Source organism: Streptomyces sp. NBC_01669 (assembly GCF_026339735.1).
GTDB classification, from domain to species: Bacteria; Actinomycetota; Actinomycetes; order Streptomycetales; family Streptomycetaceae; genus Streptomyces; species Streptomyces yanii.
Map to the genome: position 1 here is coordinate 1,309,800 of NZ_JAPEQG010000001.1, position 26,969 is coordinate 1,336,768.

The 26,969-nt window shown below is 69.4% G+C and carries 18 protein-coding genes; 10 read left to right on the forward strand and 8 right to left on the reverse strand.

Translation table 11 applies throughout. The features are described 5' to 3' along the window. Positions 1–257 precede the first annotated feature (257 nt). The 3 genes from OG972_RS05875 (at position 258) to OG972_RS05885 (ending at position 5,293) form a co-directional block, all read left to right on the forward strand. On the forward strand, positions 258–3,746 hold the full coding sequence (locus OG972_RS05875) for a ThuA domain-containing protein (RefSeq protein ID WP_266978915.1): 3,489 nt from the start codon (positions 258–260) through the stop codon (positions 3,744–3,746). Positions 3,747–3,773: 27 nt separating this feature from the next. Continuing rightward, positions 3,774–4,631, forward strand: a complete 858-nt coding sequence (locus OG972_RS05880; RefSeq protein ID WP_266978917.1) for a sugar phosphate isomerase/epimerase — start codon at positions 3,774–3,776, stop codon at positions 4,629–4,631. 539 nt (positions 4,632–5,170) lie between these two features. Next, entirely contained in the window at positions 5,171–5,293 is a 123-nt protein-coding gene (locus tag OG972_RS05885; RefSeq protein ID WP_266978919.1) for a hypothetical protein, read from the forward strand. Between the two features lie 75 nt (positions 5,294–5,368). Here OG972_RS05885 and OG972_RS05890 read toward each other — a convergent pair whose 3' ends face one another. The 3 genes from OG972_RS05890 to OG972_RS05900 form a co-directional block, all read right to left on the reverse strand. After that, positions 5,369–6,205, reverse strand: coding sequence for an ABC transporter ATP-binding protein (locus tag OG972_RS05890; RefSeq protein WP_266978921.1), 837 nt, complete (start codon positions 6,203–6,205; stop codon positions 5,369–5,371). After that, positions 6,202–7,221 (reverse strand): ABC transporter substrate-binding protein, encoded by a 1,020-nt coding sequence (locus OG972_RS05895; RefSeq protein ID WP_266978923.1) that lies wholly within the window; start codon positions 7,219–7,221, stop codon positions 6,202–6,204. The genes OG972_RS05890 and OG972_RS05895 overlap by 4 nt, the downstream gene beginning before the upstream one ends. A 73-nt stretch (positions 7,222–7,294) precedes the next feature. Then, a complete protein-coding gene (locus OG972_RS05900) occupies positions 7,295–8,158 on the reverse strand; it encodes an ABC transporter permease (protein ID WP_266978924.1) in 864 nt (287 codons plus the stop codon). A 263-nt stretch (positions 8,159–8,421) separates the two neighbouring features. On the opposite strand from OG972_RS05900, the gene OG972_RS05905 reads away from it, so the two are divergent. After that, on the forward strand, positions 8,422–9,465 hold the full coding sequence (locus tag OG972_RS05905; protein ID WP_323135947.1) for a LacI family DNA-binding transcriptional regulator: 1,044 nt from the start codon (positions 8,422–8,424) through the stop codon (positions 9,463–9,465). A 235-nt stretch (positions 9,466–9,700) separates the two neighbouring features. On the opposite strand, the gene OG972_RS05910 is transcribed toward OG972_RS05905, so the two are convergent. The 5 genes from OG972_RS05910 to OG972_RS05930 form a co-directional block, all read right to left on the reverse strand. Next, positions 9,701–11,914 carry a right-handed parallel beta-helix repeat-containing protein gene (locus OG972_RS05910; protein WP_266978926.1) on the reverse strand — a complete coding sequence of 738 codons (2,214 nt, stop codon included), beginning with the start codon at positions 11,912–11,914 and terminating at the stop codon, positions 9,701–9,703. Then, the gene (locus tag OG972_RS05915; protein WP_266978927.1) at positions 11,911–13,386 is read right to left on the reverse strand and encodes a M1 family metallopeptidase; all 1,476 of its coding nucleotides are present in this window, start codon (positions 13,384–13,386) and stop codon (positions 11,911–11,913) included. Before OG972_RS05915 ends, OG972_RS05910 begins: the two co-directional genes overlap by 4 nt. Next, complete coding sequence (locus OG972_RS05920; protein WP_266978928.1) at positions 13,386–15,059, reverse strand: extracellular solute-binding protein; 1,674 nt, start codon at positions 15,057–15,059, stop codon at positions 13,386–13,388. Before OG972_RS05920 ends, OG972_RS05915 begins: the two co-directional genes overlap by 1 nt. A gap of 56 nt (positions 15,060–15,115) precedes the next feature. Continuing rightward, on the reverse strand, positions 15,116–15,976 hold the full coding sequence (locus tag OG972_RS05925; protein ID WP_266990298.1) for a carbohydrate ABC transporter permease: 861 nt from the start codon (positions 15,974–15,976) through the stop codon (positions 15,116–15,118). 88 nt (positions 15,977–16,064) lie between these two features. Continuing rightward, positions 16,065–16,943, reverse strand: coding sequence for an ABC transporter permease subunit (locus OG972_RS05930; RefSeq protein ID WP_323135850.1), 879 nt, complete (start codon positions 16,941–16,943; stop codon positions 16,065–16,067). Between the two features lie 483 nt (positions 16,944–17,426). Here OG972_RS05930 and OG972_RS05935 point away from each other — a divergent pair, with 483 nt between their 5' ends. From OG972_RS05935 to OG972_RS05960, 6 genes are all read left to right on the forward strand, one after another. Continuing rightward, complete coding sequence (locus OG972_RS05935; protein ID WP_266978931.1) at positions 17,427–18,413, forward strand: hydroxyacid dehydrogenase; 987 nt, start codon at positions 17,427–17,429, stop codon at positions 18,411–18,413. A 62-nt stretch (positions 18,414–18,475) separates the two neighbouring features. After that, positions 18,476–19,570 carry a LacI family DNA-binding transcriptional regulator gene (locus tag OG972_RS05940; RefSeq protein ID WP_266978932.1) on the forward strand — a complete coding sequence of 365 codons (1,095 nt, stop codon included), beginning with the start codon at positions 18,476–18,478 and terminating at the stop codon, positions 19,568–19,570. A gap of 157 nt (positions 19,571–19,727) precedes the next feature. After that, positions 19,728–21,113, forward strand: a complete 1,386-nt coding sequence (locus OG972_RS05945) for a M60 family metallopeptidase (RefSeq protein ID WP_266978933.1) — start codon at positions 19,728–19,730, stop codon at positions 21,111–21,113. A gap of 21 nt (positions 21,114–21,134) precedes the next feature. Further along, a complete protein-coding gene (locus OG972_RS05950; protein WP_266978934.1) occupies positions 21,135–23,567 on the forward strand; it encodes a polysaccharide lyase 8 family protein in 2,433 nt (810 codons plus the stop codon). Positions 23,568–23,613: 46 nt separating this feature from the next. Beyond that, the gene (locus tag OG972_RS05955; RefSeq protein ID WP_266978936.1) at positions 23,614–24,957 is read left to right on the forward strand and encodes a M60 family metallopeptidase; all 1,344 of its coding nucleotides are present in this window, start codon (positions 23,614–23,616) and stop codon (positions 24,955–24,957) included. Between the two features lie 14 nt (positions 24,958–24,971). Then, a complete protein-coding gene (locus tag OG972_RS05960; RefSeq protein WP_266978938.1) occupies positions 24,972–26,912 on the forward strand; it encodes a DUF2264 domain-containing protein in 1,941 nt (646 codons plus the stop codon). The last annotated feature ends 57 nt before the right edge of the window (positions 26,913–26,969 follow it).

A 26,969-nucleotide genomic window follows, 5' to 3' on the forward strand; every position in this document is an offset into this window, starting at 1 on the left:
CACGGTCTCCGATCCGGTGAACCAGCCAGGTGCGGTCGGAATCGACCGTAGCGCCCGGCACTGACAATCGCCCGGAGCGCGGGACCCGGCCGCCGCCCCGAGCCGTCCACAGCAGGGCCGCACCCCCTCACAGCAGAGTCTCAGAGAGCCCTGCCGACCCATTGACCCCGCGGAAGACGTGAACCTACTCTGAACGGCGTACTTCAGAAAGCGCTTTCTACATCCCACAGTCGGCATCTACCGCACAGGGAGCGCCCATGAGTCACCATCCGTTCAGCAGACACCCGTCGCGAGGATTACCCTCATCCCTCCTCGCCCTCACCGCACTTCTCGCCCTGGTCCTCGGCCTGTTGGTGGCTTCGCCGCCTCGCGCCCACGCGGCCCCGTTCCGGGTCCTTGTCTACTCCGAGGTCACCAACTTCAGGCACGAATCGATTCCTGCGGGGATCGAAGCGATCAAGAAGCTCGGTACCGAGAACGGCTTCGACGTGGAGGCCACCGCCGACTCGGCCGTATTCAATGACTCCGATCTCGCCCGCTTCCAGGCCATCGTCTTCAACAACACCAACTCCACGCCGCAGAGCGGCAACTTGCTGAGTACCGATGAGCGTTCCGCGCTCCAGAAGTACATCCGTGCGGGCGGCGGCTGGGTCGGGCTGCATGCCGCGTCGGCGAGTGAGCGCGACTGGGACTGGTACGAGGGCCTGGTAGGCGCGATCTTCGATCAGCATCCTGCGGTGCAGACCGGCCGGGTCAAGGTGCTCGACCATGCGCACCCCTCCACCAAGGGCCTTCCGGACCTCTGGGAGCGTACGGAGGAGTGGTACAACTGGCGTACCAATCCGACCTCCAAGGTGCACACGCTCGCGCAGATCAAGGTGCGCGACGGCATCACCGGTCTGGACGAGGGCGTGGACCATCCGTGGTCCTGGTGCCAGAACTACGACGGCGGCCGCTCCTGGTTCACCGCCGGCGGCCATGCCGCGTCGGCCTTCCAGGAGGAGGGCTTCGTCAAGCATCTGCTGGGCGGCATCGAGTGGGCCGCGGGCGCCAAGTCCGGTGACTGCACGGCAACTCGGACCGGATCCTTCCAGCGCACGGCACTGGCCACCAGCGACCTCGCCGACCCGTTCGAGCTGGCGGTCGCCCCGGACCGCCGGGTGTTCTTCGCCCAGCGCACCGGGAAGCTCAAGGTCATCGACCAGCAGACCATGAAGGTCACAACGGCGCTGGACTTCGCGTACACGCCCGAGATGACCAGCCAGTCCGACGGGCTGCTCGGTCTCGCGCTCGATCCGGGCTTCGCCACGAACAACTGGCTCTATCTGCTGCATTCCGACAAGACCGAGAAACGGCTCAACCTCTCCCGCTTCACTGCCACCGGCAACACGGTCGACCCCGCCTCGGAGAAGAGGCTGCTGACCATTCCGACCTGGCGCGGCGAGGGCCGGGCCAACTCCCATATGGCCGGGTCGCTCGCCTTCGACAAGGACGGGAACCTGTACGCGGCGACGGGTGACAACACCGACCCGTTCGCGTCGGACGGTTTCAGCCCGATCGACGAGGGCGAGGGCCGCCGCGCCTGGGACGCCCAGGGCACGGCGGGCAATACGAACGATCTGCGTGGCAAGATCCTGCGCATCACCCCGAAGGACGACGGCACATACACCGTCCCCGACGGCAATCTCTTCGCCCCCGGTACGGAGAAGACCCGCCCGGAGATCTATGCGATGGGGATGCGCAATCCGTTCCGGATCACCACGGATCCGGTGAGCGGCGCGCTGATGGTCGCCGACTACGGCCCGGACGCCAAGGCCGCGGTCGCCGATCGCGGACCGGAAGGCACGGTCGAGTACACCCGGATCACCAAGGCGGGGAATTTCGGCTGGCCGTACTGCATCGGCAACAACACCCCGTTCAACGACTACGACTTCACAACGAGGACGTCCGGTCCGAAGTTCGACTGCGCGGCGATCGTCAATGATTCGCCGAACAACACCGGGCTGCGGAATCTGCCGCCCGCGCAGCCCGCGACGGTCTGGTACGCCTACTCCGCATCCGCCGAGTTCCCGGAGCTCGGGACCGGCGGCGGTGGCCCGATGAGCGGTCCGGTCTACGACTACGACCCCGACAACACGTACCGCACCAAGTTCCCCGAGTACTTCGAGGGGAAGTGGTTCACCTACGAGCTGACCCGGCAGTGGTTCAAGACGTTCTCCTTCCAGCAGAAGGACCAGACATTCACCGATCCGCGGTTCGCTCCCGTCAGGGCCGGTGAACTCCAGTCGATCAACGGCGTCTTCGCGGACATGAAGTGGAACCAGCCGTTCGATGCCGACTTCGGTCCCGACGGGGCGCTGTACGTCATCGACTTCGGGCTCGGCAGCGGCACCGGCCGTGGCGGCAGCAACGAGGGGGCGGGCATCTACCGGATCGACTACGTCGGTGACGGACGACTGCCCGACGCGAAGATCACCGCCAGCCGGGACAACGGTCCGGCGCCGCTCACCGTCGCGTTCTCCAGCGCCGGTTCCGGGCTGCCGGACGGCCGACCGGTCACGTATGCCTGGGACTTCGACGGCAACGGCACCACGGACTCGACGGAGCCGAACCCCTCGTACACGTACCGCACCAAGGGACTCACCACGGCGCGGCTGACCGTCACCGGCCCCGGTGGCCTCACCGCGCAGGCGGTGCAGGACATCACCGTCGGCAACACCCGGCCCGAAGTGACGATCAAACAGCCGCCGAACGGGGGGATGTTCAGCTTCGGCGACACCATCCCGTTCACGGTGCAGGTGAAGGACAAGGAGGACGGGAGCAACGGACGGCCGATCGACTGCTCGCGGGTGGTTGTGCAGTCGCAGCTCGGCCATGACACGCATCTGCATCCGCTCGACAACTACACCGGCTGCGCGGGCGAGATCGTCACGGATGCCGGGGGCAGCCACGGCCCGGGTCAGAATCTGTACTACGGGATCACCGCCCGCTACGAGGACAAGGGCGCCCCGGACGCCCCGGCGCTCACCGGCTCGACCTCGTTGACACTGCGCACCGCGTTCCGTGAGGCGGAGCACTTCACGGCGACGGGCGGAGCCCACGGCGGGGTGGTGGTCGGCAACAGGACCGACGCCTCCGGTGGGAAGCGGCTGACGGAGATCGAGGACGGTGACTGGATCAGCTTCGATCCGGTGCATCTGAAGAACATCGACTCGGTGACGGTCGGCGCGGCCTCCGGCGGGATCGGTGGCACTGTCGAGTTCCGGGCGGGTTCCCCGACGGGGCAGCTGCTCGGGAAGGTGACCGTGCCGAACACCGGGGACTGGGGCAAGGTCGTCTCGCCGACCACGGCCCTGGAAGACCCGGGGAGCAGCGTGAAGCTGTACGCGGTGTTCACCAACCCGGAGTGGTCGAGCGACAAGGCCGACCTGTTCGCCGTGGACTGGTTGCACTTCAACGGGTCCGGCGTCGAAAAGAAGCCCGGTACGCAGGTCACGGTGAAGGCGGACCCGGCCACAGGCACCTCGCCGCTCGCCGTCGCGCTGAGCAGTGTGGTCAGGCCGGCGGCCGGGCGCACGATCACCTCCTACCACTGGGACTTCGGCGACAACGTCAAACCCGCAGGGCCCGAGGGCGCCACGGCGACGCACACCTACGGCCGCAAGGGTGCGTACACCGCGCATCTGACGGTCACCGACGACAAGGGCGACACGAGCACCGGTTCCATCCGCATCGACGTGAGCTGAGCGGCGTCGACTGAGAGGAGAGACGATATGAACGGCACACGACGTGCGTTTCTCGGTACGGCTCTGGGCGTCGCCGCGGCCGCCGGAGTCGGTACGGCCCCGGCGTCCGCCACCGAATCCGGGCGCTCCCGCCGCATCCCGCCATCCGGGATCGGCATGCACCTGTACACCATGCGGACCCGTCTGGCGACGGACTTCCGGGGCACGCTGGAGCGGCTTGCGGAGATCGGCTACGCGACGGTCGGGGTGAGCGGCCGGCACGGCAACAGCGCGGCCGACATCCGGCGGATGCTGGACGAGACAAGGCTCAAGGCGGTCCTCGAACATGTCGCGTACGACATCGTGAAGGGCGCCGGGCTGCCGCAGGCGCTGGAGGACATCCATACGCTGGGCGGCAAGTGGATCGTCGTACCCAGTCTGCCCGGATCGCTGCACAGTCCGGCCGGATACCGCGAGGCGGCCCGGGAGTTCAACAAGGCGGGACTGGCCGCCCGCGAGTCCGGACTGAAGCTGCTCTACCACAATCACGGCACGGACCATCAGGTGGTGAACGGGGTCAGCCTGTACGACATCCTGCTCGCCGAGACCGATCCGGAACTCGTCGGCTTCGAACTGGATCTGTACTGGGCGGCCAACGGTGGCGCCGCGGCGCCGGGCGAGCTGTTCGTACGCCATCCCCGGCGCTTCCCGGCGCTGCATGTGAAGGACATGGCGCCGAACGGGGACTTCGCCGATGTCGGGTCGGGGGTGCTGGACTTCCCGGCGATGTTCGACACCGCGCGGCGGGGCGGGGTGAAGCAGTGGCTGGTGGAGCACGACTCACCGGCTGACCCGTTCGCCTCGGCGCTCGCCAGCTATACGTATCTGTCGCGCCTGCGGTACTGAGCGGACCGGCACGCGCGGCGGCCCCGGAGAGCGTTCCGCCTCCCCGGGGCCGCTGTGTGCTCAGTGGGCGGCGAGCAGCTGCCCGCACCGGGCGAAGGCCGCGTCCACGGTGGCCGGGAGAGGTTTCTCGAAGGCCGTAGGCCTGCTCGACGCCGGCGTTCGCTCTCACCCGGATCGTCGAGGACATAGGCCTCCCGGGCCCGGCGCTCCGCCACTGCTTCGCCGACCGCGACGACCTGCTCAACGCCCTGATCAGGGACGCGTACGACGGTGCTGCGAGGGCCATGGCGGAAGCCGTGGCCCACTCCGCGGCCGCATCGGCGAGCCCCTGTGCCCGCCTGCGCTCCCTAGCCGGAAAGGTTCACCGGCTCGCGACGCCCGGTGCGGCACCTCGCTGCGTTGTCGCCTCACCCGAGTACGTCCGGTACGAGGGCGATCCTCCGCCTTGCGATGCACCGCACCGGTCGACACGCTGGAGCGGCCCGAGCGGTGCTCGGGCCGCTCCAGCCGTCTTCTCCGACGGGTCAGCAGGGCCGGGGGTGGCCGTGGTGGTCGGCCGGATGACGGCGTGGGCCGGGGCGGACGTGGGCATGGGGCACATCGGCGACCCGCTGCTGGCCGTGCAGACCGAGATGCCGGCGGACGCGTTCGCGCTGGTGTGACGCCGGGGGCCGCACCGGGCGCCTTGCCGTGCGGGCCCGGGCGCCCTGGCGTGGTGGCGGAGCGGACCGCCCCGATCAGTCGTGGGCGGACGCCGCGCCGAGCAGATCGCGGATGTGGGCTGCGGCGTCCCGGAATTCCGGGCGGCCCACCGTCTCGCCGTACTCCCGTTCCGCGTCCAGCCCCACCTCGATGATCTCGGTGATGGTGCCGGGCCGTGGGCTCATCACCACCACCCGGTCGGCCAGATAGACCGCCTCCGAGATCGAGTGGGTGACCAGCAGCACGGTGGTGCCGGTCTCCCGCCAGATGCGATTCAGTTCCATGTTCATCTGCTCACGCGTGAGGGCGTCGAGCGCGCCGAACGGCTCGTCCATCAGCAGCACCGGCGGTTCGTGCAGCAACGCGCGGCACAGCGCGACCCGTTGCTGCATCCCGCCGGACAGCTCGTGCGGATACGCGTCCTCGAAGCCGCTGAGCCCGGTCATCCGGATCAGCTCGTCGGCCCGGGCGCGCGCCCTGGCCGCGGGCATCTTCCGGATCTCCGCCTGCAGAAGGATGTTGCGGCGCGCGGAGCGCCACTCCAGGAGGGCGGCGCGCTGGAACACGTAACCGATGTCGTGCCGTGGGCCCGCGACCCGTTCGCCGCCGAGCCGGACCTCGCCCGAGGACGGCTTCAGCAGTCCGGCGACCAGCTTCAGCAGCGTCGACTTGCCGCATCCGGACGGTCCGACCAGGGCGACGAACTCGCCCGGCGCCACGTCGAGCGAGACCTCGCTCAGGGCGGTGACATCGCGGTTCTTGCCACGGAACCGGACCGAGACGTCCGACACACCGACGGCCGGGGTGACGGCGCGACGGCCGCCGGCACCGAGCGGGTCCCGGGGCTTCGCGTCCTGCTTCGGCATCGTCATCCCTTCAGCGCCGTCTTCGCGTCCCAGTACTCCGCCACGGACTTGGGCTTGCTCACCATTCCGGCCTCGGCGAAGACGTCGATGGTCTGCTGCCAGTCCGCCTCGTCGTTGACCCCGGGCGCCTTGCCCTCGGTCGCCGTGGTGTGCAGCAGCGTGAGCGTCGTCCTGAACTGCTCCGCCAGCACAGTCTTCGGCGGCAGCTGCTCCGACGCCCCGTCCATGGCCGCGACCGCAGGCTCGGGCGCCTTCGCCGCGGCGGCCCATGCCTCGCTGACCGCCTGCACCATGCGACCCGCCAGCTCGGACTTGGAGGCGAGAAGCTTCTGCCCGGCGAGCAAACCGTTGGAGTAGAAGTTCAGCCCGTTCTCCGAGAAGCGGAGATACGAGACGGGTTTCTTGGCCTTCTCCTGCATGGTCGGGCCCTGGTCGCTGGCGTAGCCGAGCAGTCCGTCGGTCTTCCCGGAAATCACCGCGGCGATCTTGCCCGCCGGGTCGGTGTTCTGGACCTTCACCTCCGACTCGTCGATGTTGTTCTTCTTCAGGAAGATCGGGAACGTCTTGGAGAGCGCGTCACCGGCCGTCCCGGCGATCGTTCTCCCCTTCAGATCGGCGGGTGACTCGATGCCCTTGGCGTCGAAGGACTGCACGGACGCGGGAGTGGTCTGCAGGAAGACGCCGAGACTCTTGACCTGCACCCCCTGGTCGACCGCGGCGAGCAGCGCCGGGGTGTCGGCCCAGCCGAAGTCGGTCTGCCCGGCGGCGGTCGCCTGCACCGTCTTCTGCGAGCCCTGCCCGGCCTGGATCGTCAGGTCGATGCCGTGCTTCTCGAAGATCTTCTGCTGCTTGCCGTAGTAGAACGGCGCGTGTTCGCCGTACGGATACCAGTTGAGCGTCAGCGTGACCTTGTCCAGCTTCTTGCCCGAGTCATTGGTGGAGGTCGACGCGTCGTTCCCGCCGCAGGCCGTGGCCAGCAGGACGAGAGGTACGACACCGATCAGGAGTCTGCGCGCGTGCATGGGCTGGCCCTTCTGGCGACGGGGTCCGTGACAGCAATCAATGGGTGGCGCTCGGTACGGGACGGGGTGGCGTTCAGTACGAGGTGGTGGCCGGCGCGTCGCGGCGGCTGGCGTGCCAGGGGAGCAGGAGCCGCTCGGCGATCTCGACGGCAACGAAGAGGACGACGCCGATCAGGGACATCACCAGCAGCCCGGCGAAGAGCATCGGTGTGTCGAGGTTGCCGTTGGCCTGCAGGATCACATAGCCCAGCCCCTCGTTGGCGCCTACGAACTCGCCGACGACGGCGCCGGTCACGGCCAGGGTGACCGCGACCTTGAGACCGGAGAAGAGATGCGGAAGGGACGCCGGGAAACGGATCTTCAGGAAGGTCTGCCAGGACTTGGCACCCATCGTCGCCGACAGCTGAAGCATCTCCGGGTCGACCGCTTTGAGTCCCGTGACCATGGAGATGACCACCGGGAAGAAGGCGATCAGAACGGCGATGAGGATCTTCGGCGCGATGCCGAAGCCGAGCCAGACCACGAACAGCGGCGCGATCGCGATCTTCGGTACGACCTGGGCGAACAGCAGAATGGGGTAGAGCGTGCGCTCGACGGTGGAGGAGTACACCATGACCACGGCCGCCAGCACGCCGACGGCCACGGCGATCACGAAACCGAGCAGCGTCTCGTAGGTGGTCACCCAGCTGTGCTGCCAGAGATAACTCGTCTTCCCCGTGAGGACATCGAGCGTCGCACCGGGCGACGGCACGAGATACGACTCCACCAGCTCGGCCGCCGAGATCACCCACCAGACGACGAAGCAGACCAGCAGCAGGGCCACCGGGCGCCAGCTCTGCTCGGCCGCCCGCGCCAGCCGCTCCCCCGCGGACGGCCCAGCCCGCCGGGCAACACCCGCCACTTCGGCGGGACTTCTGGTCAACGCGCTCTGGCTCACGGTGAACTCCCTGCACTTCGGGGGGCAGTTGTGGAGAGTTGTGCGATCCTACGATGATGGAGAAGGCGCTTTCAGAAAGCGCTTTCTGGTAAGGTGCCGCCACGTTAATGACTGCCTGCACGCACGGTCAATAGGTCGTCCCGAAGTTTCGGGACCCTGCCGCCACCGCGCCCTTGGGGGTCGAGTTGAGTGAACGCGTGACCAGCGGACGGGCGACGCCGGACCGTCCGGGAGCGCGCCGCGCCGTCGCGGCCACGGCCCATGTGACGCTCGACGCCGTGGCCCGGGAGGCCGGGGTCTCACCGGCCACCGCTTCGCGGGCGCTCAACGGTACGGCCACGGTCCGCGACGATCTGCGAAAGCGGGTGCACGCGGCGGCGGATCGGCTCGGCTACATCCCCAACGCACATGCGCAGGCACTCGCCGGTTCCGCCAACAACCGTACGGTGGGCGTCATCTGTCATGACGTCAGCGACCCGTACTTCGCCGCGATCTCCAGCGGTGTGATGCGGGCGGCTGCGGAACGGGGGCTGCTCGTCATGCTGGCCTCCACGTTCCGGGAGCCGGCGCGGGAGATCAGCTACGTCTCCATGCTGCGGGCTCAGCGCGCGCGGGCGATCCTGCTGATCGGCTCGGGCTTCCAGGACCGCGCGTGGGAGCGGGCCATGGATACCGAACTGGAGCCGTATGTCAGGGCGGGCGGGCGGGTGGCGGTCGTCAGCCGGCACCGCAGCCTGCGGGTGGACACCGTACAGCCGGAGAACCAGGCGGGGGCGGCCGCACTGGCCCGGGCACTGGTGGGACTGGGCCATCGGAGGTTCGCGGTGCTCAGCGGGCCGCCCGAGCTGACGACGGTCTCCGACCGGTTGGCCGGGTTCCGGGAGGGGCTCGCCGAGGCGGGCATCGGGCTCGACCAGGTGGTGGAGGGGGCGTTCACCCGTGACGGCGGGTACGAGGCGGCGCGGCGGCTGCTGCTCTGCGCGGCGCGATCGCCGTACCGGGCCCGGCCGACGTGCGTCTTCGCGGTGACCGATGTGATGGCGGTCGGGGCGTTGGCGGCGCTGCGGGAGGCGGGGTCGCGGGTGCCGGAGGATGTGTCGCTGGCAGGGTTCGACGACATCCCGCTGGTACGGGAGTTGTCGCCGCCGCTCACGACGGTGGCGCTGCCCCTGACATCGATGGGCGAGAACGCGATCGCGCTGGCATTGCGGGAGGTGGGGGCCGGAAGGCGGGCCCGGGTGGTGCGGGTGGCGGGTGAGGTGGTGTTGCGGGGCAGTACGGGAGTGCCGGGGGGTGGGGTGCGGTGACCGGGTGCGTCCGGGATCCGCTCCGTCCTCCCTCACCGGACGGGCTTGATCGTGCCGAGCGGGCTTGAACCCCGCGCGTTGCACTGCGGACAGCGCCGGCCCCGGCCCGTCCGGCGATCGAGGCCCGGAGCGGCCACCAGGAGCGCATCAGGACCACGGAGAACGCAGGCATGAAGGTGCCGGACGGGCCAGGGCCCGTCCGGCGGGGTGGATCACATGCGGTGAAACCGCAGACCTACGGGTGGATCAGGACCTGGGACAGAGCCACGCGGCCCGTTCCCGACAGGGCGATCTTCACCGTGCGGGTCCTGCTGTCCACGTTCAGGACGGTCGGGCGCAGTGCCTTGCCACTGACGTGGACCGTGCCGTCGTCCGTGATGACGTCGAAGTCCGCTGTCGTGGTCGACGAGTTGTTCCAGATCTCGATCTGACGGACATGCTTCGTCGCCCCCAGGTCGACCTGCCACCAGGCATCCGCCTCGGACAGCGTCCGGGTGTCCGTGTTGGTGTCGGCATCGAGGGCGAGCGCCGCACCCGCCGTGCCCTCGGTCGAGGACTGGGTTGCGGTGCCCGTGCGTGCCAGGTCGGTGCGGAGCTGTTCGACGGAGCCTCCGTGGGCGCCTGCCCGTGCGGCAACGGCGAGGGCTTCGGCCGGCAGGCGGTCCAGGCCGGTCGAGTTGCCCGTCATGACGGACCCCGTTCCACCGAGCGCGGGCGCCGCGGTGTCGGTCCAGTTGCCGCGGGCGGTGTTCTGGATGCCGTAGTCCGCCCAGTTGGAGACCCACTTGTAGCCGATACGGGTGATGACGTTGTTCTCGACGGTGATGTACGAGGACTGCTCGTCGAGGTAGATGCCGTTGCCGTCGCGCTCGGTGTTGCCGAAGGCGGAGCGGTTGATGTAGTTGCCGGCGATGACGGTGCCGGGCTGGGCGCCCTGGGTGTAGATCGCGCCGCCGTCGTGCTGCTGCTGTGCGACCTCCATGACGTTCGTGATCCGGTTGTTCGTCACCTTGTTGTCGCGCAGCACGGACTGCCGCGACTCGGGCTGGTTCCAGCCCCAGCCGACCGAGATCCCGGAGTACGGCAGGTGATCGATGCTGTTGTGGTCGACGGTCAGCTCGGCCTCGTAACCGGCCCAGATGCCGACCGAGTCGGTGTACTCGACTCCGGAACGGGTGATCGTGTTGTACGCGATCGTGTTCCGCTCCCCCGCGAGCACCGGCGAGGGCATCGGCTCGGTGTCTCCCACGTACACCGCACCCGAGGACAGGTCGGTGAACGTGGAACGGGTCAGGGAGCTGTCCTTGGTGCCTGCTTCGAGCGTCGCGCCCGCCCCGCCGAGGTGGCTGAATCGCGCGTTCTCGATGGAGATGTGCTGTCCGCCGCGGACGGTGACCGCGGCGGACGGCTTGGTGTAGAAACGGCCCGCATGGTCGACGGGGCCGGTGGCTCCGGTCAGGGTGAGACCGGCCTGCATGCCCGCGTAGCCCTCGTCGGTGCCGGGCCGGCGGTACGCCGCATACGCGAAGCCGATCCCGCTGACGGTGACGTCGTGGGCGCCGTCGACGACGAGCAGCTCTTCGGTGTGCGGAGTGATGGCCTGCGCGCGTCGCATGTCCTCGCCCTTGCGCGGCAGGTAGGTGACGGTGCGGGCCTCCGAGTTCCAGACGAACTCGCCTGGCTGGTCGAGGAGTTCGGGGGCGTTCTCGAAGAAGGCGACGCCGCTGTAACGAGTGGAGTCGACCGTCGTGGTGTCCCAGGCGGGTCCGGTGCGGTTGGTACCGCTCGCGGAGTTCGTCCAGCAGGGATGGACGAAGGTGAGCAGGTCGCCGCTGACGCCCGCGATCCGGCAGTGGTAGTTGCGCCAGCGGACCCGGATGACGGCCTCGGCGTCCGTGGGGCGCTGCCAGTCGGCGATGCCGGTGGCTTTCGCACCGGTCATGCCGGTCTTCGTGGCGTCGCAGACGCTCGCCGCGCAGGCCTCGCCCCGGGCGCGGGTGGCACGCTTGCCGTCGACGAAGAGCTGACGCGGGGTGACACCGGCCGGGACCTCGGCGGTCCAGGTGCCGTCGGTGTTCTGCGTCCATCCGGCGAGGGTGCGGCCGCCGGACAGGATGGGGCGCGCGTCGGGCGCCGCGGTCCAGGTGACGGTGTGTCCGTCCGTGCCGGAGTCGTCGGCGCCCAGCCGCAGGGGGGCGTCGAGGTGGTACGTGCCGCCCTTGAGGAGGACGCGGATGTCGCGGCCGGTCTCGGTGCGCGCCTGGTCGCGGGCGCCTTCCGGGGAACACGGGCGGGCGACGGTACACGAGGTGCCGTGCCCGTCGGGTGCCGCGTACAGGGTGCGGGCACCGGGTGCGGCCTGGGCGGTCGGGGCGGCGATGAGGGCGGCGAGGGCCGCGGCGGTGATGGCAGCGGCGGTTCCCCGAACGGCGTTCATCGGGCGGTTCATGCGGCGGCCTTCCAGTCGGGGTGTCCGGGCATGGGCGGGTTCACGGCTCCGAAGAGCCAGTCGCGCAGGAACGGGTCGAGGGATGCGTCGCCGGTGATCTTGACGGTGTGGGCGATGAACTCCTCGCTGGTGTAGGTGGAGTCCTTGAACCGCTTGACCCACTCCCGCATGACCTGGTCGAACTTCTGCTGACCGATCCGGAGGCCGAGGGCGTACAGGACGAGCGCGCCGCCGTCGTAGATGTTGGTGCCGCCGAGCGCCTTGGGCCGTCCGGGCGGGCCGTCGGCGGCGCGGACCGCGTCGAGCTTCTCGTACGTGGCCTTCATCTTGTCCGCGAAGACCGACCAGCCGCGCTCCTCGCCGTACAGCCCGGCGTAGTACACAGCGGGGCCCTCGTTGAGCCACGCCTGCTGCCAGTCGTTCGGAGTGACGGAGTCGCCGAACCACTGGTGGGTCAGCTCGTGGACCATGGTGGTCTCGTAGCCCGGCTGGCCGTTGGCGTTGAGCTTGAACCAGTTGGTGGAGAAGAGGGAGAGGGTCTGGTTCTCCAGGGCGTCGGTGTAGCCGTCGTAGATGTGGAGGCCGTACACGGAGAACGGGTAGCGGCCGAACTTCTCCTCCAGCCAGTCCAGATGGTCGGCGGTACGGGCGACGATCGGGCCGTACTTCTCTTCCTGTCCCTGCGGGACGATGTGCCGCAGCGGCAGTCCGCGGTGGCTGGTGCCGTACAGATAGGTGCCCTTGACGACGGCGATGCCGATGAGTTCGGTCGCCATCCGCTCGCGCAGGGCGAAGTGCCAGACGGTGGAGCCGTCGGCGCGCGGGGTCCTGTCGAGCAGTTCTCCGTTGGCGGTCGCGACATAGCCCTGCGGCGCGCTGATGTGGAAGGTCCAGGTGGCCTTGTCGGACGGGGTGTCGTTGCAGGGCAGGAACGTGTCGGCGCGCGAGGACTGGGCGGCCGAGGCGAAGCCGCCGTCGGTGCCGAACTTCCAGCCGGTGAGGCCGAGTCGGGGTGCCTTGCCGTTGCCGTGGTAGCGGATCTCGACGGTGAACGGCTGCCCGTCGTGCAACGCTTGGGCAGGGGTGACGGTGAGCTCCTGGCCGCTCCTGCCGGCCGACAACGCCCAGGTCGCGGCGCGCCCGGCGACGGTGACGGAGTCGATGGTGTGCCCATCGGTGTCCAGGTTGAACGCGGACAGGTCCTGGGTCGCCCGGGCATTGATCTTCACGACGGCGGTGAAGTCGTACGTCACCGGGGTGAAGTCGAAGGTCAGGTCGTAGTGGACGACCTGGTAGCCGCCGTTGCCGAGGGTCGGGAAGAGCGGGTCGCCGACGCCGTCGGAGCCGGGGGCCGGGTCGAAGCCGCGGCTGCGGGCACTGGCGGGCGAGCCGAGGACGGGTACGGCGACCGCTGCCGCGACGGCTGCGCCGCCGAGCCGGAGCGCGGACCGCCTGCTGGTGGGAGCGCTCATCACTTCTTGCCCTTCTGGAAGGCCTGTTCGAACTCGCCGCGGGCCTGCTCGCCGCCCTTGGCCAGGTAGTCCTTGACCAGCTGGTCGTAGGCCGACATCGGCTTGCGGCCGGCGATGATGTCCTTCAGGGCGTCCCCCTTCAGCGTGCCGAGGCTGCCGGAGCCCTTCGAATCCCACGTGGGCGAGGAGTACTGGAGGGTCGGGTCCGGCACCATCATCGGGATCATCTTGGTGAACGCGTCGTGGACGTGACGGACGCCCTGCTCGGAGTCGGCGCTGAAGATCGCGGGGACGGCGGAGGCCGCGAACTTCCAGGGCACGGTGACATCCTGGGTGCCCTGCTTGGTGAGGGCCGGGTTGCCCTTGTCGTCACGGGTGAAGTCGGTGCCCTCGACGCCGTAGTTGATCAGCGTGTACTCCTCGCTGCCGAACGGGGATGCGGCGAAGTCGGCGAAGGCGAGGATCTGCTTGACGCGGTCCCCGGACGCCTTCTTGATGTGCGTGTTCTGCAGGGCGACGTTGTCCATCCACGTGACGGCGTCCTTGCCGAACGGGACGAACGGGCGCGGGTCGTACGTCGTGTCGATCGCCTTCATCGCGGCGATGTAGCCGACGCCGGGCGCCAGATAGGTGGGCATGCCGTCATAGACGTACGCGCCCTTGCCGTTCTTGAACATGTCCGTGTACTGGGCCTTCTGCGCCCCGGACATCTGGAGGGTGCCGGGGTAGTAACAGCCCGCCCTGTACAGGTTCCGGGCGGTCTCGACTGCCTGCCGGTACTCGGGAGTTTCCAGGTCCACGGTGAACTTGCCGGTCTTGGCGTCCAGCCGCCAGCCGCCCGGCGCGCCCGCGGACATGGCGAGCATCGTGGTGGCACCCGCGATGATCGCGTACTGGTCCTTCTTGGGCCGGGTGAGCTCCTTGCAGAGCTCGATGAACCGGTCGAGGTCGGTGATCTGGTCCAGGTCCGTGACGCCGGCCTCCGCGAAGAGGTCGTGGCGGTAGAAGCCGGCGCCGCCGGTGCCGGTACGGGCGATCGGCAGACCGTAGAGCTTGCCGCCGAAGATGGCGGCCTGCCAGGCACCCTTCGGGATCGCGGCCAGGTTCGGGTAGTCCTTGATCTTGTCCCCGGCGAGGAAGGGTGTCAGGTCGGCACATGTCGCCTGGAGGAAGGCGGCCTTGTTGTCGACGCCACCGGACTCCGGGTACATGAACAGGTCGGGCAGGCTGTCGCTGGCGACCATCGTGGAGAACTTGGTGCCGTAGTCGTCGGCGGGGACGGCGGTGATGTCCACCCGGCCTCCGAGGAGCTTCTCGATCTGCTGCCAGGCGGCGTTCTTGCCGCGCGCGGGCGGCGGCGGGGAGAACGTCTCCATCGTCGCGCTGATCGGCTCGGCCCCCTTCAGCGGGGTACCTTTCGTGGCCCGCAACGGCTTGGCCGGGTAGCTGAAGAAGCCCTGCGGGACACCGGTGGTGGTGCCCTGGAGGTCGGGCTTGAGGCCGATGTTGCGGACCGCGGAGTTCGGGAGCAGCGAGGCGCTCTTGGCCTCCGCCTTGGCGGTCGTGCCACCGTCGCCGCAGGCGGCGAGCAGCGGAGCGGCGGCCAGACCGAGACCGACGCCCGCGCCCAGGCGGAACAGCGATCTGCGGTTGATGGGGGTGGAGCTCGACACCTGGAATCTCCTTGGGAGAGAAGGGAAGGGAAGTGCAGGGGGTGGCGGAGTGGCGGTCAGCCCTTGATGGCGCCGGTGAGCACGCCCTTGGTGAAGTAGCGTTGGAGGAAGGGGTAGACGCAGAGGATCGGTACGACGGCGATCACCAGGACCGCCATCTGGACGGCCTGCTGCGGGGCGAGGACCTCGCCGGCCGACGCGGCGTTCAGGCTCTGGCCCTGGAGGACATAGGTGCGCAGGACCATGGGCAGCGGCCACTTGTCGGAGTCGCCCAGGTACAGGAGCGAGTTGAAGAAGGCGTTCCAGTACGTCACCGCGTAGAAGAGGCTGATCACGGCGAGGACGGCCTTGGAGAGCGGCAGGACGATGCGTACGAGGACGCGGAAGTCGCCGGCTCCGTCGACCTTCGCCGCGTCGTACAGCTCTTCGGGCAGGTTCATGAAGAAGGACCGCAGGACGACCAGGTTGAAGGCGCTGACCAGGGTGGGCATGACGAGCGCCGCGTACGTGTCGTACAGCCCAAGTCCTTTGACCAGGAGGAAGTTGGGGATGATGCCCGCGTTGAAGAGCATGGTGAACAGGGCCGTCATCAGGATGAAGCGGGATCCGGTGACATCGCGGCGGGAGAGGCCGTACGCCATGCCGACGGTGACGAGCAGGCTGGCGAGGGTGCCGAACACCGTGATGCCGAGGCTGACCACGAGCGCCCGGGTGACGACTCCGCCGGTGAAGATGGTGCGGTAGGCGTCCAGGGTGGGGTGATCGGGCCACAGGACCAGTCCGGAACTGCGGATGATGTCGGTCTGCGAGGCGAAGCTCGTGCCGATGACGCCGAGCAGCGGATAGGCGACGGCGGCGACCACGACGACGATGGCGAGGCCCTTGGCGGCCTGCCCGACGCGGGTCGGCTTCTCCATCCACGGCGGACGGCCGTCGGACTGCTTCTTGCTCCGGGGAGTCTTCTTCGCCGGCGCCTTGGTGGGTACGGACGTGGCGGGCGGCTTCTCAACGGTCAGCACCGCGGTACACCCCTTCGTGGCCGAGGCGGTGGGCGAACTTGTTCGCGCCCAGGACGAGTGCGGTGCCGATGACCGCCTTGACGAGTCCGACGGCGGCGGCGACGCCCCAGTCGTTGTCCTTGATGCCGTGGTAGTAGACGTATGTGTCGAGGACCTCACCGGCGTCCGGGCCGACCGCGTCGCGCTGGAGCAGGATCTGCTCGAAGCCGACGGAGAGGATCTGCCCGAGGTTGAGGATCAGCAGAAGGATCAGAACCGGTGCGATGCCGGGAAGAGTGACGTGCCACAGGCGGCGCCTGGGACCGGCGCCGTCGATCGCTGCGGCCTCGTACTGGCCCTTGTCAATGCCGAGCAGCGCCGCGAGGATGATGATCGTGCCCCAGCCGGCGTCCTTCCAGGCCACCTGAAGGGTCAGCAGCCAGGGGAAGGCGTCGGGGTCGCTCATCATGTCGTAGCGCGGCAGCCCCATGCCCCCGAGGACATCGGGCAACAGCCCGGCGCCGCCCAGGATCTGCTGGAAGATCGAGACGATGATGACCCAGCCGATGAAGTGCGGCAGGTAGACGACGCTCTGCACGAAGCGCCGGATCCGTTCGCTGACGATGCTGTTGAGCAGCAGGGCGAGAGCCACCGGGATCGGGAAGAAGAACACCAGCTGGATGAGGGCGATCTCCAGGGTGTTGAGGGTCGCGGACCAGAAGGCCGGCTCGCCGAACGCGGTGGTGAAGTTGGCGAAGCCCACACAGGCGCTGTGCATGTAGCCGAGGTACGGCTGGTAGTCCTGGAACGCCACGACATAGCCGAGCAGCGGAACGTAGTGGAAGACGATGAAGTACAGCAGGCCCGGAAGGGTCAGCAGCAGCATCACCCGGTCCCGCTTGATCCGCTGCCAGACGGTCAGCCTGCTCTGCGGGAGAACGGCCCGGGTCGACGAAGACGACGACGTTGCAGTCCTCTGTAGCCGTTTTGACCGCTTTTCCCGAGGCAGCGGGGGTGCTGTTTCAGCCATGGTGCGTCCTGTTCGGCCGGTTGGCGCGTGGTGAGCCTTCTGCGGCCGCAAGTTAGTAAGCGGTTAACCCCAGCGTCAAGAGATCTGGAGAAACGGCTGCGTTACGCGGAGCCCTCACAGCCGAATCCTGGGGGATGAATCAGCAAAATAACCAAGAAACAGGATAGTTGACCGACGGTCATGCTTGACGGTCGGGCCTCGGGGTACCTAGCGTGCCGGTCATTCCATAGAACACGCTTACTGTCCGGAGGCAGGGTGCGAACCACCGAAGAGGCACCGGCTCATTCCGCTACCGACGCTGCGGAACTGCCCCCGAGGCGGCCGCGCACGGTCCTGGTCATGAGCCCCGGACTGCTCGACGACGTCTTCCCACCGCCCGTACGGACCCGGCTGGAGGAGGCCGCAGATCTCCTCGTCCCGTCCGCGGTCAGAGATTTCGACACACCGGAGGCCGCCGTGGCGCTGGCCTCGGCCGAGGTCCTGCTCACCGGCTGGGGCTGCCCGCCCGTCGACGCGGCCCTGCTGGACCGGGCGCCACAGCTCCGCGCCGTGATCCACGCGGCCGGCACAGTGAAGACCTTTCTGTCGCAGACGGCGTTCGACCGCGGGATCGTGGTCTCCTCGGCCGCGGCGGCCAACGCCGTACCGGTCGCCGAGTACACCCTGGCCGCGATCATCATGGGCGCGAAGCGGGTGTTCCCGCTGGCCGGTCTCTACCGGACCCGCCGGACCCACCGCACCGGCGCCGATCTCGACCGGCAGCACTGGCTCGGTACACACGGACTGACCATCGGCGTCATCGGCGCGTCCCGGATCGGCCGCCGGGTCATCGAACTGCTCGGGATCCTCGATGCCGAGGTGCTGCTATACGACCCGTACGTCGACGCCGACGAGGCCGGACGGCTCGGGGTCACCCCGACCGATCTGGACACCCTGGTGGCGACCAGCGATGTCGTCACCGTGCACGCCCCCGACACCCCTGAGACCCGTGGGCTGCTCGACGCGCGCAGGATCGGCCTGATGCGCCCCGGCACCCTGCTCGTCAACACCGCGCGCGGCCCCCTCGTGGACACCGAGGCACTGACCGAGCACCTGGTCAGCGGGCGGCTGGACGCGGTTCTGGACGTCACATTCCCCGAGCCCCTGCCGGACGGTCACCCCCTGTGGGACCTGCCGAACGTCTTCCTCACCCCGCACCTGGCGGGTGCGCAGGGCAATGAGGTGGGGCGGCTCGGCGCGCTCGCCGTCGAGGAGCTGGTGCGGTACGCACAGGGCGCGCCGTTCACCCATCCGGTCCACCGGGCCGACCTGGGGAGGATCGCGTGAACCCCACCCGCGCCCAGGCTCTAGGCTCGGCGTCACACAACAGTCACCAGGGGGTGAGTCGGATGCGCCGGCAGAGCACGGCCGCGGACGGATCGCGCAGGGCGACCGTCACGGATGTGGCCAGGCGGGCGGGCGTCTCGACCGCCACGGTCTCGCGCGTCATGAACCGCAACTACCCGGTCGCGGAGGCGACCAGGGAGCGGGTCGAGGCCGCGATGCGCGAGCTCGGCTATGTCGTGAACGCGCACGCCCGCGCCCTTGCCGGCGCCTCCGGCCGCACCGTCGGCATCATCGTCAACGAGCTCATCGACCCGTTCTACGCGTACATCGCCCGCGGCGTGGAGCGGGAGGCTGCGCTCGGCGGGCGGCTCTGCCTGGTGTGCTGCGCCCAGGGCGACCCCCAGCGCGAGCTGGCCTTCGTCGAGCTGATGCACGAGCGCAGGGCCGACGCGGTGATCGTGGTGGGCGGCAGCGTCGCCGACCGCGGCTACACCTCGGAGCTGGCCCGCCGGGCCCGCGAGCTGGACGCCGGCGGATCGAAGCTCGTGCTGTGCGGCAGGCCGCCGCTGGGCGAGCAGGCACCGACGGCCGCGGTCGAGTACGACAACGAGGGCGGCGCCTTCGCCATCACCGACCATCTACTGATGCAGGGGCACGAACGGATCCTCTACCTGGGCGGCCCGCCGAAGCTCTCCACCACCCGCGACCGGCTGGCCGGGCACCGGCGGGCCCTGGAGCTGCGCGGGGTGACACCGGACCCGGAACTGGCCCAGCCCGGCACCTTCAGCCGGAACTTCGGCTACCGGCGGATGGCGGAACTGCTGCGGGACGGGCCGGACTTCACCGCCGTCTTCGCCGCCAACGACATCGTGGCGGCGGGCGCCGCCCAGGCGCTGGAGGAGGCCGGGGTGCGGGTGCCCGAGGACATCTCCCTGGTGGGGTACGACGACATTCCGGTCGCCCAGGAGCTACGACCGCGGCTGACCACCGTTCATGTACCGCTGGAGGAGATGGGACGGCAGGCCGTGCGGCTGGCCGTCGGCGGTGGGGACGAGGACGACTGGCGCGAGCCGACCACGGGCGCCCTGCGGCTCGGCACGCACATCGTGGTACGCGATTCCGTCGCACCCCGGTCCGGTCGGTCTACCCGGATGTGACCGGTTACTGCGCCACTGCCCGTAGTTGACCATAGTAAATAACAGTAACTTCCTGAGCCCTCTTGCGGCTCGATAGCAACCGCTTACATGCTGACGGCGAGCTTCACCCGTTCCGCACGCTTCCGCCCCTCAATTGTTTCTGCAGGGAGAGTTCCGCATGCGTCAGTCCTCTTTCTCCGCCGTCACGCCTCCGGCCGTCGCCTCCGTCCCCGTCGGCCGCCGTTCGGTTCTCGCCGCCGCGGCCGGCGTCGGAGCAGCAGTCACGCTCGGCACCACCGCCCCCTCCGCCCGGGCAGCCGGTACCGCTGTCGCGGATTCCGCACAGCCCGTCAAGGTGAGCGTGACCGCGCGGCCCGCCGCCGAGGCGGAGCGGCTGCGGCTCGGACAGGCCCTGCGCGGCTCCGAGTTCCAGCCCACCGGCCTGTACGTCCCGGCCGCCACCCCGCTCTCGTTCACCGTCCAGCCGAACGACGGCCTGGTACCCACGCTCTGGATCGGTACGTGGGACTACTACGGTGAGATCACCGAGCCCCGCAGCTACCCACTGACGGCCGGCGCGAACACCGTGACCGACCCGCACGGCGGCCCCGTCTATCTGACCCTGACGGGGGACGGCGAGCGGGCCGGTGTGGTCTTCCGCTCCGGCGCCGTCCCGATGCCGGTCTTCACACTGGGCCGCACCTCCGAGGCCGACTACCAGCACCAGCTCGACACACTGACCATCTCGCCGTACGTCGAACTCCACGCGCCGCACACGATCATGACGCTCACCCGCGACGGCGCGCTCCTGTACCGCGGCGAGGACCATGCGGCGCTGCTCGAACTGGTCGAGACGATCATCGACTCGCACGCCCGGATCAGCGGGCTCGACGGTTCGAAGCCGGTGCACCGGCGCAAGGCGGGGCCGTACCACTTCACCGAGGTCAGCAAGGTGCCGACCGGCGTCGGCGCGTACGCCACGCACGGCTACAACGGCTTCCCCCGCGCCTATCTCGACCGGGCCACCACGGTGGAGGGGCTGCGGACCCGCGGCTGGGGGCTGTACCACGAACTCGGCCATCTGCACCAGCAGATGGCGTACAAGCCGGGCGGTCTGACCGAGGTCACGGTCAACATCTACTCGCTTGCCGCGCAGCGCACCCTGAAGCAGCCGTCCAACCTCCTCACGATCGATCCGAAGACCGGGCTCACCTATTTCCGGTCCGCGCAGCTCAAGTTCGGCACGGCGGGGCTGACGTACGAGAAGTCCTTCGGCGCGTACGAGAAGCTCGTCCCGCTGCGCCAGCTGGAGCTCGCCTTCGGTGACGACTTCTGGCCGCGTATGCACAAGCTGGTGCGCGAGGAGAACCCGCAGTCGGACTACACGGAGACCGACAAGCGCTACCGGGCACTCGCCACCTATTCCAGCCGGGTCTCCGGCTACGACCTCACGGACTTCTTCGTGAACACCTGGGCGTTCCCGATCGACGCCGTCGGCAAGGCGGAACTGGCCGCGCTGAACCTGCCGAAGCCGCCCGTCGACCCCAGCACGCTCACGGACTGATCGCAGGCAAAAGGAGACACCATGAACCTCAGCAGACGCACCCTGCTCGCCGCGACGGGCGCCACCGCGGCCGTCGCGGCCACCTCCGCCACGACGCTCGTCGCCACGGCCGGCGCCGCGCAGGCGCAGCCCGTGGCGGCCGGCGAGACCGCCGGCACCGTGGGTTTCGACGCGCTCCTCCAGCGCGCCGAAACCCTCCTGACCGGCGGCGCGTTCGACCTGTCCGACCCCGACGTCGTCGCGGCGGTCGCCACTCTGGACACCACGGCGAGGGGGCTCTGGGAGACCCTGGACCGCAGCGCCGGGCGGACCGCCCTCTGGCCGGATCTCTCCCCGGTCACCGACCCCGGTAACTTCGGCCAGAGCTACACCCGGCTCCGTACGCTCGCGACCGCCTGGGCCACCCCCGGCACCTCACTGGCCGGCAGCGCGGAAACGGCGGACGCCCTCGTCGCCGCGCTGCGCTTCACGTACGACACCGCGTACAACCCGGCCAAGCGTGAGACCGGCAACTGGTGGTTCTGGGAGATCGGCGCCCCACGGGCGCTGATGGACTGCTCCGTCCTGCTGCGTGGGCGACTGCCCGCCACCGATCTGACGGACTATCTGGCAGTGGTCGACCGGTTCTGCCCGAACGCGGACCGTCGCACCAACTCCCCCACGCTCGCCGAGACCGGCGCCAACCGCACCGACAAGGCCGTCATCGTCGCGCTGCGCGGACTGCTGGGACAGGATGCGGCCAAGCTGGCATCGGCCCGTGACGCGCTCTCCGACGTGCGCGACTCCGGACGCAACAGCCTGTTCCGGTACACGGGTTCGGGTGACGGCTTCTACGAGGACGGGTCATTCGTCCAGCATGACGTGGTCGCGTACACGGGTACGTACGGCACGGTTCTGCTCGGCGGCGCCGCCTATCTGCTGTCCCTGCTCGCCGGCTCCGAGTGGGCGGTCGCCGACCCGCAGGTCTCCGTGATGTACGAGGCAGTCGAGCGGACCTTCTCGCCGGTGGTCTTCGACGGGTTGATGATGGACGCGGTACGTGGCCGGGCGATCTCCCGGGAGCGCGCCGGTGACCACCGGGACGGTGCGGCGACCGTCGCAGCGATCCTGCTCCTGGCGACCGGCGCACCCGCCGCGTACGCGGACCGCTGGCGCGCGCTGGCCAAGGGCTGGCTGACCCGCAACCGCACCACCCCGTTCACGACTCTCGCCACGCTTCCCCAACTGGCCCTCGCCAAGGCCGTGCTGAATGACCGGAGCATTCCCGCCGGGGCGCGCACGACCGGTCACTTCGTCTTCGCCGACATGGACCGGGTGGTGCACCGCCAGCCCCGCTGGGCCTGCACACTGTCGTTGTCGTCGAAGCGGATCTCGGCCTACGAGGCCGGCAACGGCGAGAATCTGCACGGCTGGTACACCGGCGACGGCATGACATATCTGTACGACGGCGACGACCTGGGGCAGTTCAACAACGGCTTCTGGCCGACCGTCGACCCGTACCGGCTGCCCGGCACCACGGTCGACACCAGGCAGCGCACCGATCTCGGCACGGGCGCCGGCACCTCCACCTACCGTCCGACGAACGCCGTCGCGGGCGGAGCGGTGCTCCACGACCGGTACGGTGCTTCGGCGATGGAGCTCATCGGTCCCGCGGGCAGTACCCTGCGAGCCAGGAAATCCTGGTTCCTGCTCGACAACGCGGTGATCGCGCTCGGCGCGGGTATCACGGCGACCGACGGACGCACGGTCGAGACGGTCGTCGAGAACCGCAATCTCGGCACGGACGGCACGCAGCGGCTGACGGTCGACGGCGTCCGACAGCCGGCGGAACAGGGCTGGACCGAGGAGTTCGGCCACGCCCGGTGGGCGCATGTCGACGGCGTCGGCGGCTATGTCTTCCCCGACCCCACTGCTCTTCAAGCGCTGCGCGAGGAGCGGACCGGAACCTGGCGGGCGCTCAACACCGGGGCGGACACCGGCGGCAGCACCGATCCGGTCACCCGCCGCTATGTGACACTCTGGGTCGATCACGGTGTCTCACCCACCGATGCGGGCTACGCCTATGTCCTGCTGCCCGGCGCGTCCTCGGCCGCGACAGCCGTCTGGTCGCACTCGCGTCCGGTCCGGATCGTCGCCAACGACGCCACCGCGCAGGCCGTGGAGGTCCGCAGGCAGGGGCTGACCGCGGTGAACTTCTGGGCAGCGGCCACCGCCGCCGGGATCACCGCATCCGGACCGGCCTCGGTGCTGGTCCAACGAAGGGACCAGGAACTCGCCGTCGCCGTCGCCGACCCGAGCCGCACGCAGACCACGGTCACGGTGGAACTGCCCTTCCCGGTGAGCAGGGTGGTCACGGCCGACCCGACCGTGTCCGTGACACCCGGCCGTCGCCCCGTCCTCACCGTCACGGTCGGTGGATCGCGCGGTCACACGCACACCGCCACCCTCTCCTGAACAGGCACCTGCGACCGGTCTTCCCCTCCTTCCTCAGGGAGTACGCATGCACGCTTCCCCTGCCTCGTCCCCGTTCAGCCGCCGCAGTGCCCTCGCCGTCCTGGCGGGCGCGGGCGCCGCGACCCTGCTGGGCTCCGGGACCGCCTCGGCCCGCCCCGGTACCACCACCGTCCGCGCCACAGCATTCCCCTCGGCGGAGACCGAGCGGCTGCGCCTGGCCACCACGTACCGCGGCTGTGACTTCATCACGACCAAGCGGTACGCCCCGGCCGGCGCCACCCTCACCGTCAGAGTGCGGGCACCGCACGGAGTGCTGCCGACGCTGCACATCGGCACGTACGACAACCACCACGACGTGGTGGCACAGCGGGCCCCGCGCGACCACACCCTGACTCCGGGCATCAACACGCTCACCGACCCCTACGGCGGACCCGTCTATCTCCGCTTCGCCGGACAGGGTGAGCGCGCCGAAGTGACCTTCCTCTCCGGTGCCGTGAACCTGCCGACGTTCACCCTCGGCGAGACCACGGAGTCCGAGTTCCAGGCGCTGGTGGACGCGGCCAACGACTCCGGATACGTCGAACTGACCTCGCCGCACGCGATCATCACCGTCACCCGGGACAGCTTCCTCGCCCACCGGGACGAGGACCATGACGCGTTGATGCGTCTCGTCGAGAGCCTGGTCGCCTCGCATGCGAAGGTCAGCGGGCTCGACGGCTCCCTCCCACTGCACCGCCGCAAGGCGGGCCCCTACCAGTTCAACGAGGTGTCGAAGGTTCCCGCCGGTGTCGGGGCCTATGCCACCCACTACTACAACGCCTTCCCCGCCGCGTATCTCGACCGGCTGATCACCGTCGAAGGCGTCAAGAACCGGGGCTGGGGTTTCTACCACGAACTCGGGCATCTGCACCAGCAGTTCGCCTACCGGCCGGCAGGCCTGACCGAGGTCTCGGTCAACATCTACTCGCTGGCCGCGCAGCGTATCTTCGGCCAGACCTCCAATCTGCTGACGGTCAACACCACCACCGGGCTCAACTGGTTCCAGACGGCGCTGCCCAAGCTCGGCACCCCCGGCCTGAGCTTCGCCACCTCCTTCGGCGCGTACGAGAAGCTCGTCTCGCTGCGCCAGCTCGAACTCGCCTTCGGCACCGGCATCTGGCCGCGACTGCACAGACTGATCCGGGAGGAGAACCCGCAGTCCGACTGGCAGACCCAAGACGCTCTGCGCTGGTCGAACTTCGCCACGTACACGAGCCGGATCACTGGTTACGATCTCACCGACTTCTACGTCGACAAGTGGGCGTACCCGATCGACGCGGACGGCAAGGCCGCCCTCGCCGCGCTCAACCTGCCCACACCGCCCGTAGACCCGTCGACCCTGACGGACTGAGGAGCACCGCCCGCATGACCCCGCCCTTCCTGCACCTCCCCCCGACCGACCGGCTGCTGTCCTCGCGGACCGGCTGGACGCGCGCACACTGGGAGGCCTCGGCCGACCGCATGCTCGACGCGCTCGTCCCTTACGCCACACCGGGCTTCGCGCAGTACCGGCTGCCCGGCCGGGCCAGCTGGTCGGGCGTGGTGTCGGACGGGCTCGAAGGATACGCACGCTCCTTCCTGATGGCGGCCTTCCGCATCGCCGGAGCCCGCGGGGACGTCGATCCGAAACTGATCGAACGCTACGCGCAGGGTCTGGCAACGGGCACGGACCCGGCCTCCACCGAGGCCTGGCCCAGGCTCACCGACTGCTCGCAGCAGATGGTCGAGGCCGCCTCGATCGCCGTCGGTCTGCATGAGACCCGCCCCTGGATCTGGGACAAGCTGGACACCCAGGTCCAGGAGCGGGTCGTCGACTGGTTCTCCGGCTTCGTCGGCGGTCGCACCTGGGACAACAACTGGCGTCTCTTCCAGGCGGTGTCCGAGCAGTTCCTCGCCTCGGTGGGCGCCCCCTACAGCCGCTCCGACATCGAGAGCAATCTGGACAGAATCGAGGACTGGTACGTCGGGGACGGCTGGTACACCGATGGGGACGGCCGGAACTTCGACTACTACATCGGCTGGGCCATGCATCTCTATCCGCTGCTCTGGTCGCGGATGGCGGGCCCGGACGACGACGGCGGCAGGACCGAGGTCTACCGGCAGCGGCTCTCCCGGTTCCTGCAGGACTATCCGCACTTCTTCGGCTCCGACGGTGCGCCGGTCCACCAGGGGCGCTCACTGACGTACCGGTTCGCGGCGCTCGCACCGGTCTGGATGGGGGCGCTGGCCGACTGCACGCCGCTCGCACCCGGACTCACACGCCGGCTCGCGTCGGGCACCCTGCGGCACTTCGTGGAGCGCGGCGTCCCGGACGAGCGGGGGCTGCTGACCCTCGGCTGGTACGACACGTTCCTGCCGAGCACCCAGCCGTACTCCGGTCCCGCTTCCCCGTACTGGGCGAGCAAGGGCTTCCTCGGGCTGCTGCTCCCGGCGGACCACCCGGTGTGGACGGAGCGGGAACTCCCGCTCCCCATCGAGGAGTCCGACCAGTACACCGCGCTGCCCGCACCGGGGTGGCTGCTGCACGCCACACGGCACGACGGCATCGTCCGGCTGATCAACCACGGCAGCGACCACAACCCGCCCGCCGCCACCGACGACACCACGGACGCGGACACGGGCGAGGAGGACCCGCACTACGCGAAGCTCGCCTATTCGACGGCGACCGCGCCCGAGTCCGCGCCGCACGCCGTGGCACGCGCCATCGACGGCCATCTGGCACTCCTCGCTCCGGACGGAACCCCGTCACGGCGGCGCAGGATCCATCCGCTGCGTTGTGAGGACCGCGTCGCCTCGTCCTGGTACGCGGCCCGGCTACCCCGCGACGACCGCACGTACCGGATCGAGACCGCAAGTGTGCTGCACGGCCCGTGGGAGATCCGGGTGCACCGGGTCGAGGCGCCGGAGGGTGCGGTGGTGCGGGACGGCGGACATGCGGTCGCGCACGCCGAGCGGCCGTTCTCCTCGTCGGGACCCGGCTGGGCGCTGACGCGTACCGCCGACGGTCTGACCAGTGCCGTGGTCGCCCTGTACGGCTGGGACGTCGCGGCGGGCGGGACGCCCGAGGAGGCAGCGGAAGGGTCCGGCGTCGCGCGGGACGTGCAGTCCAACGCGTACGGGCCGCACTCCGCGATCCCGTATCTTCGGAGCGACCGTCATCCGGGCGGGCGGAGCATCCATGTCTCGCTGGTCGCGCTGTCCCGCGACACCGTCCATCCGCAGGCACTGCGTGAATCGGTGGCGGTGCGGGCCGATGATGAGTCGGTGGTACTGACCTTCCTGGACGGCACGACGGTCGAGGTCTGAGCGCGGGCGTCCGGGCATGGGCGGCGGCTCGCACACGTCCGAGGCGCGGGCGGCACG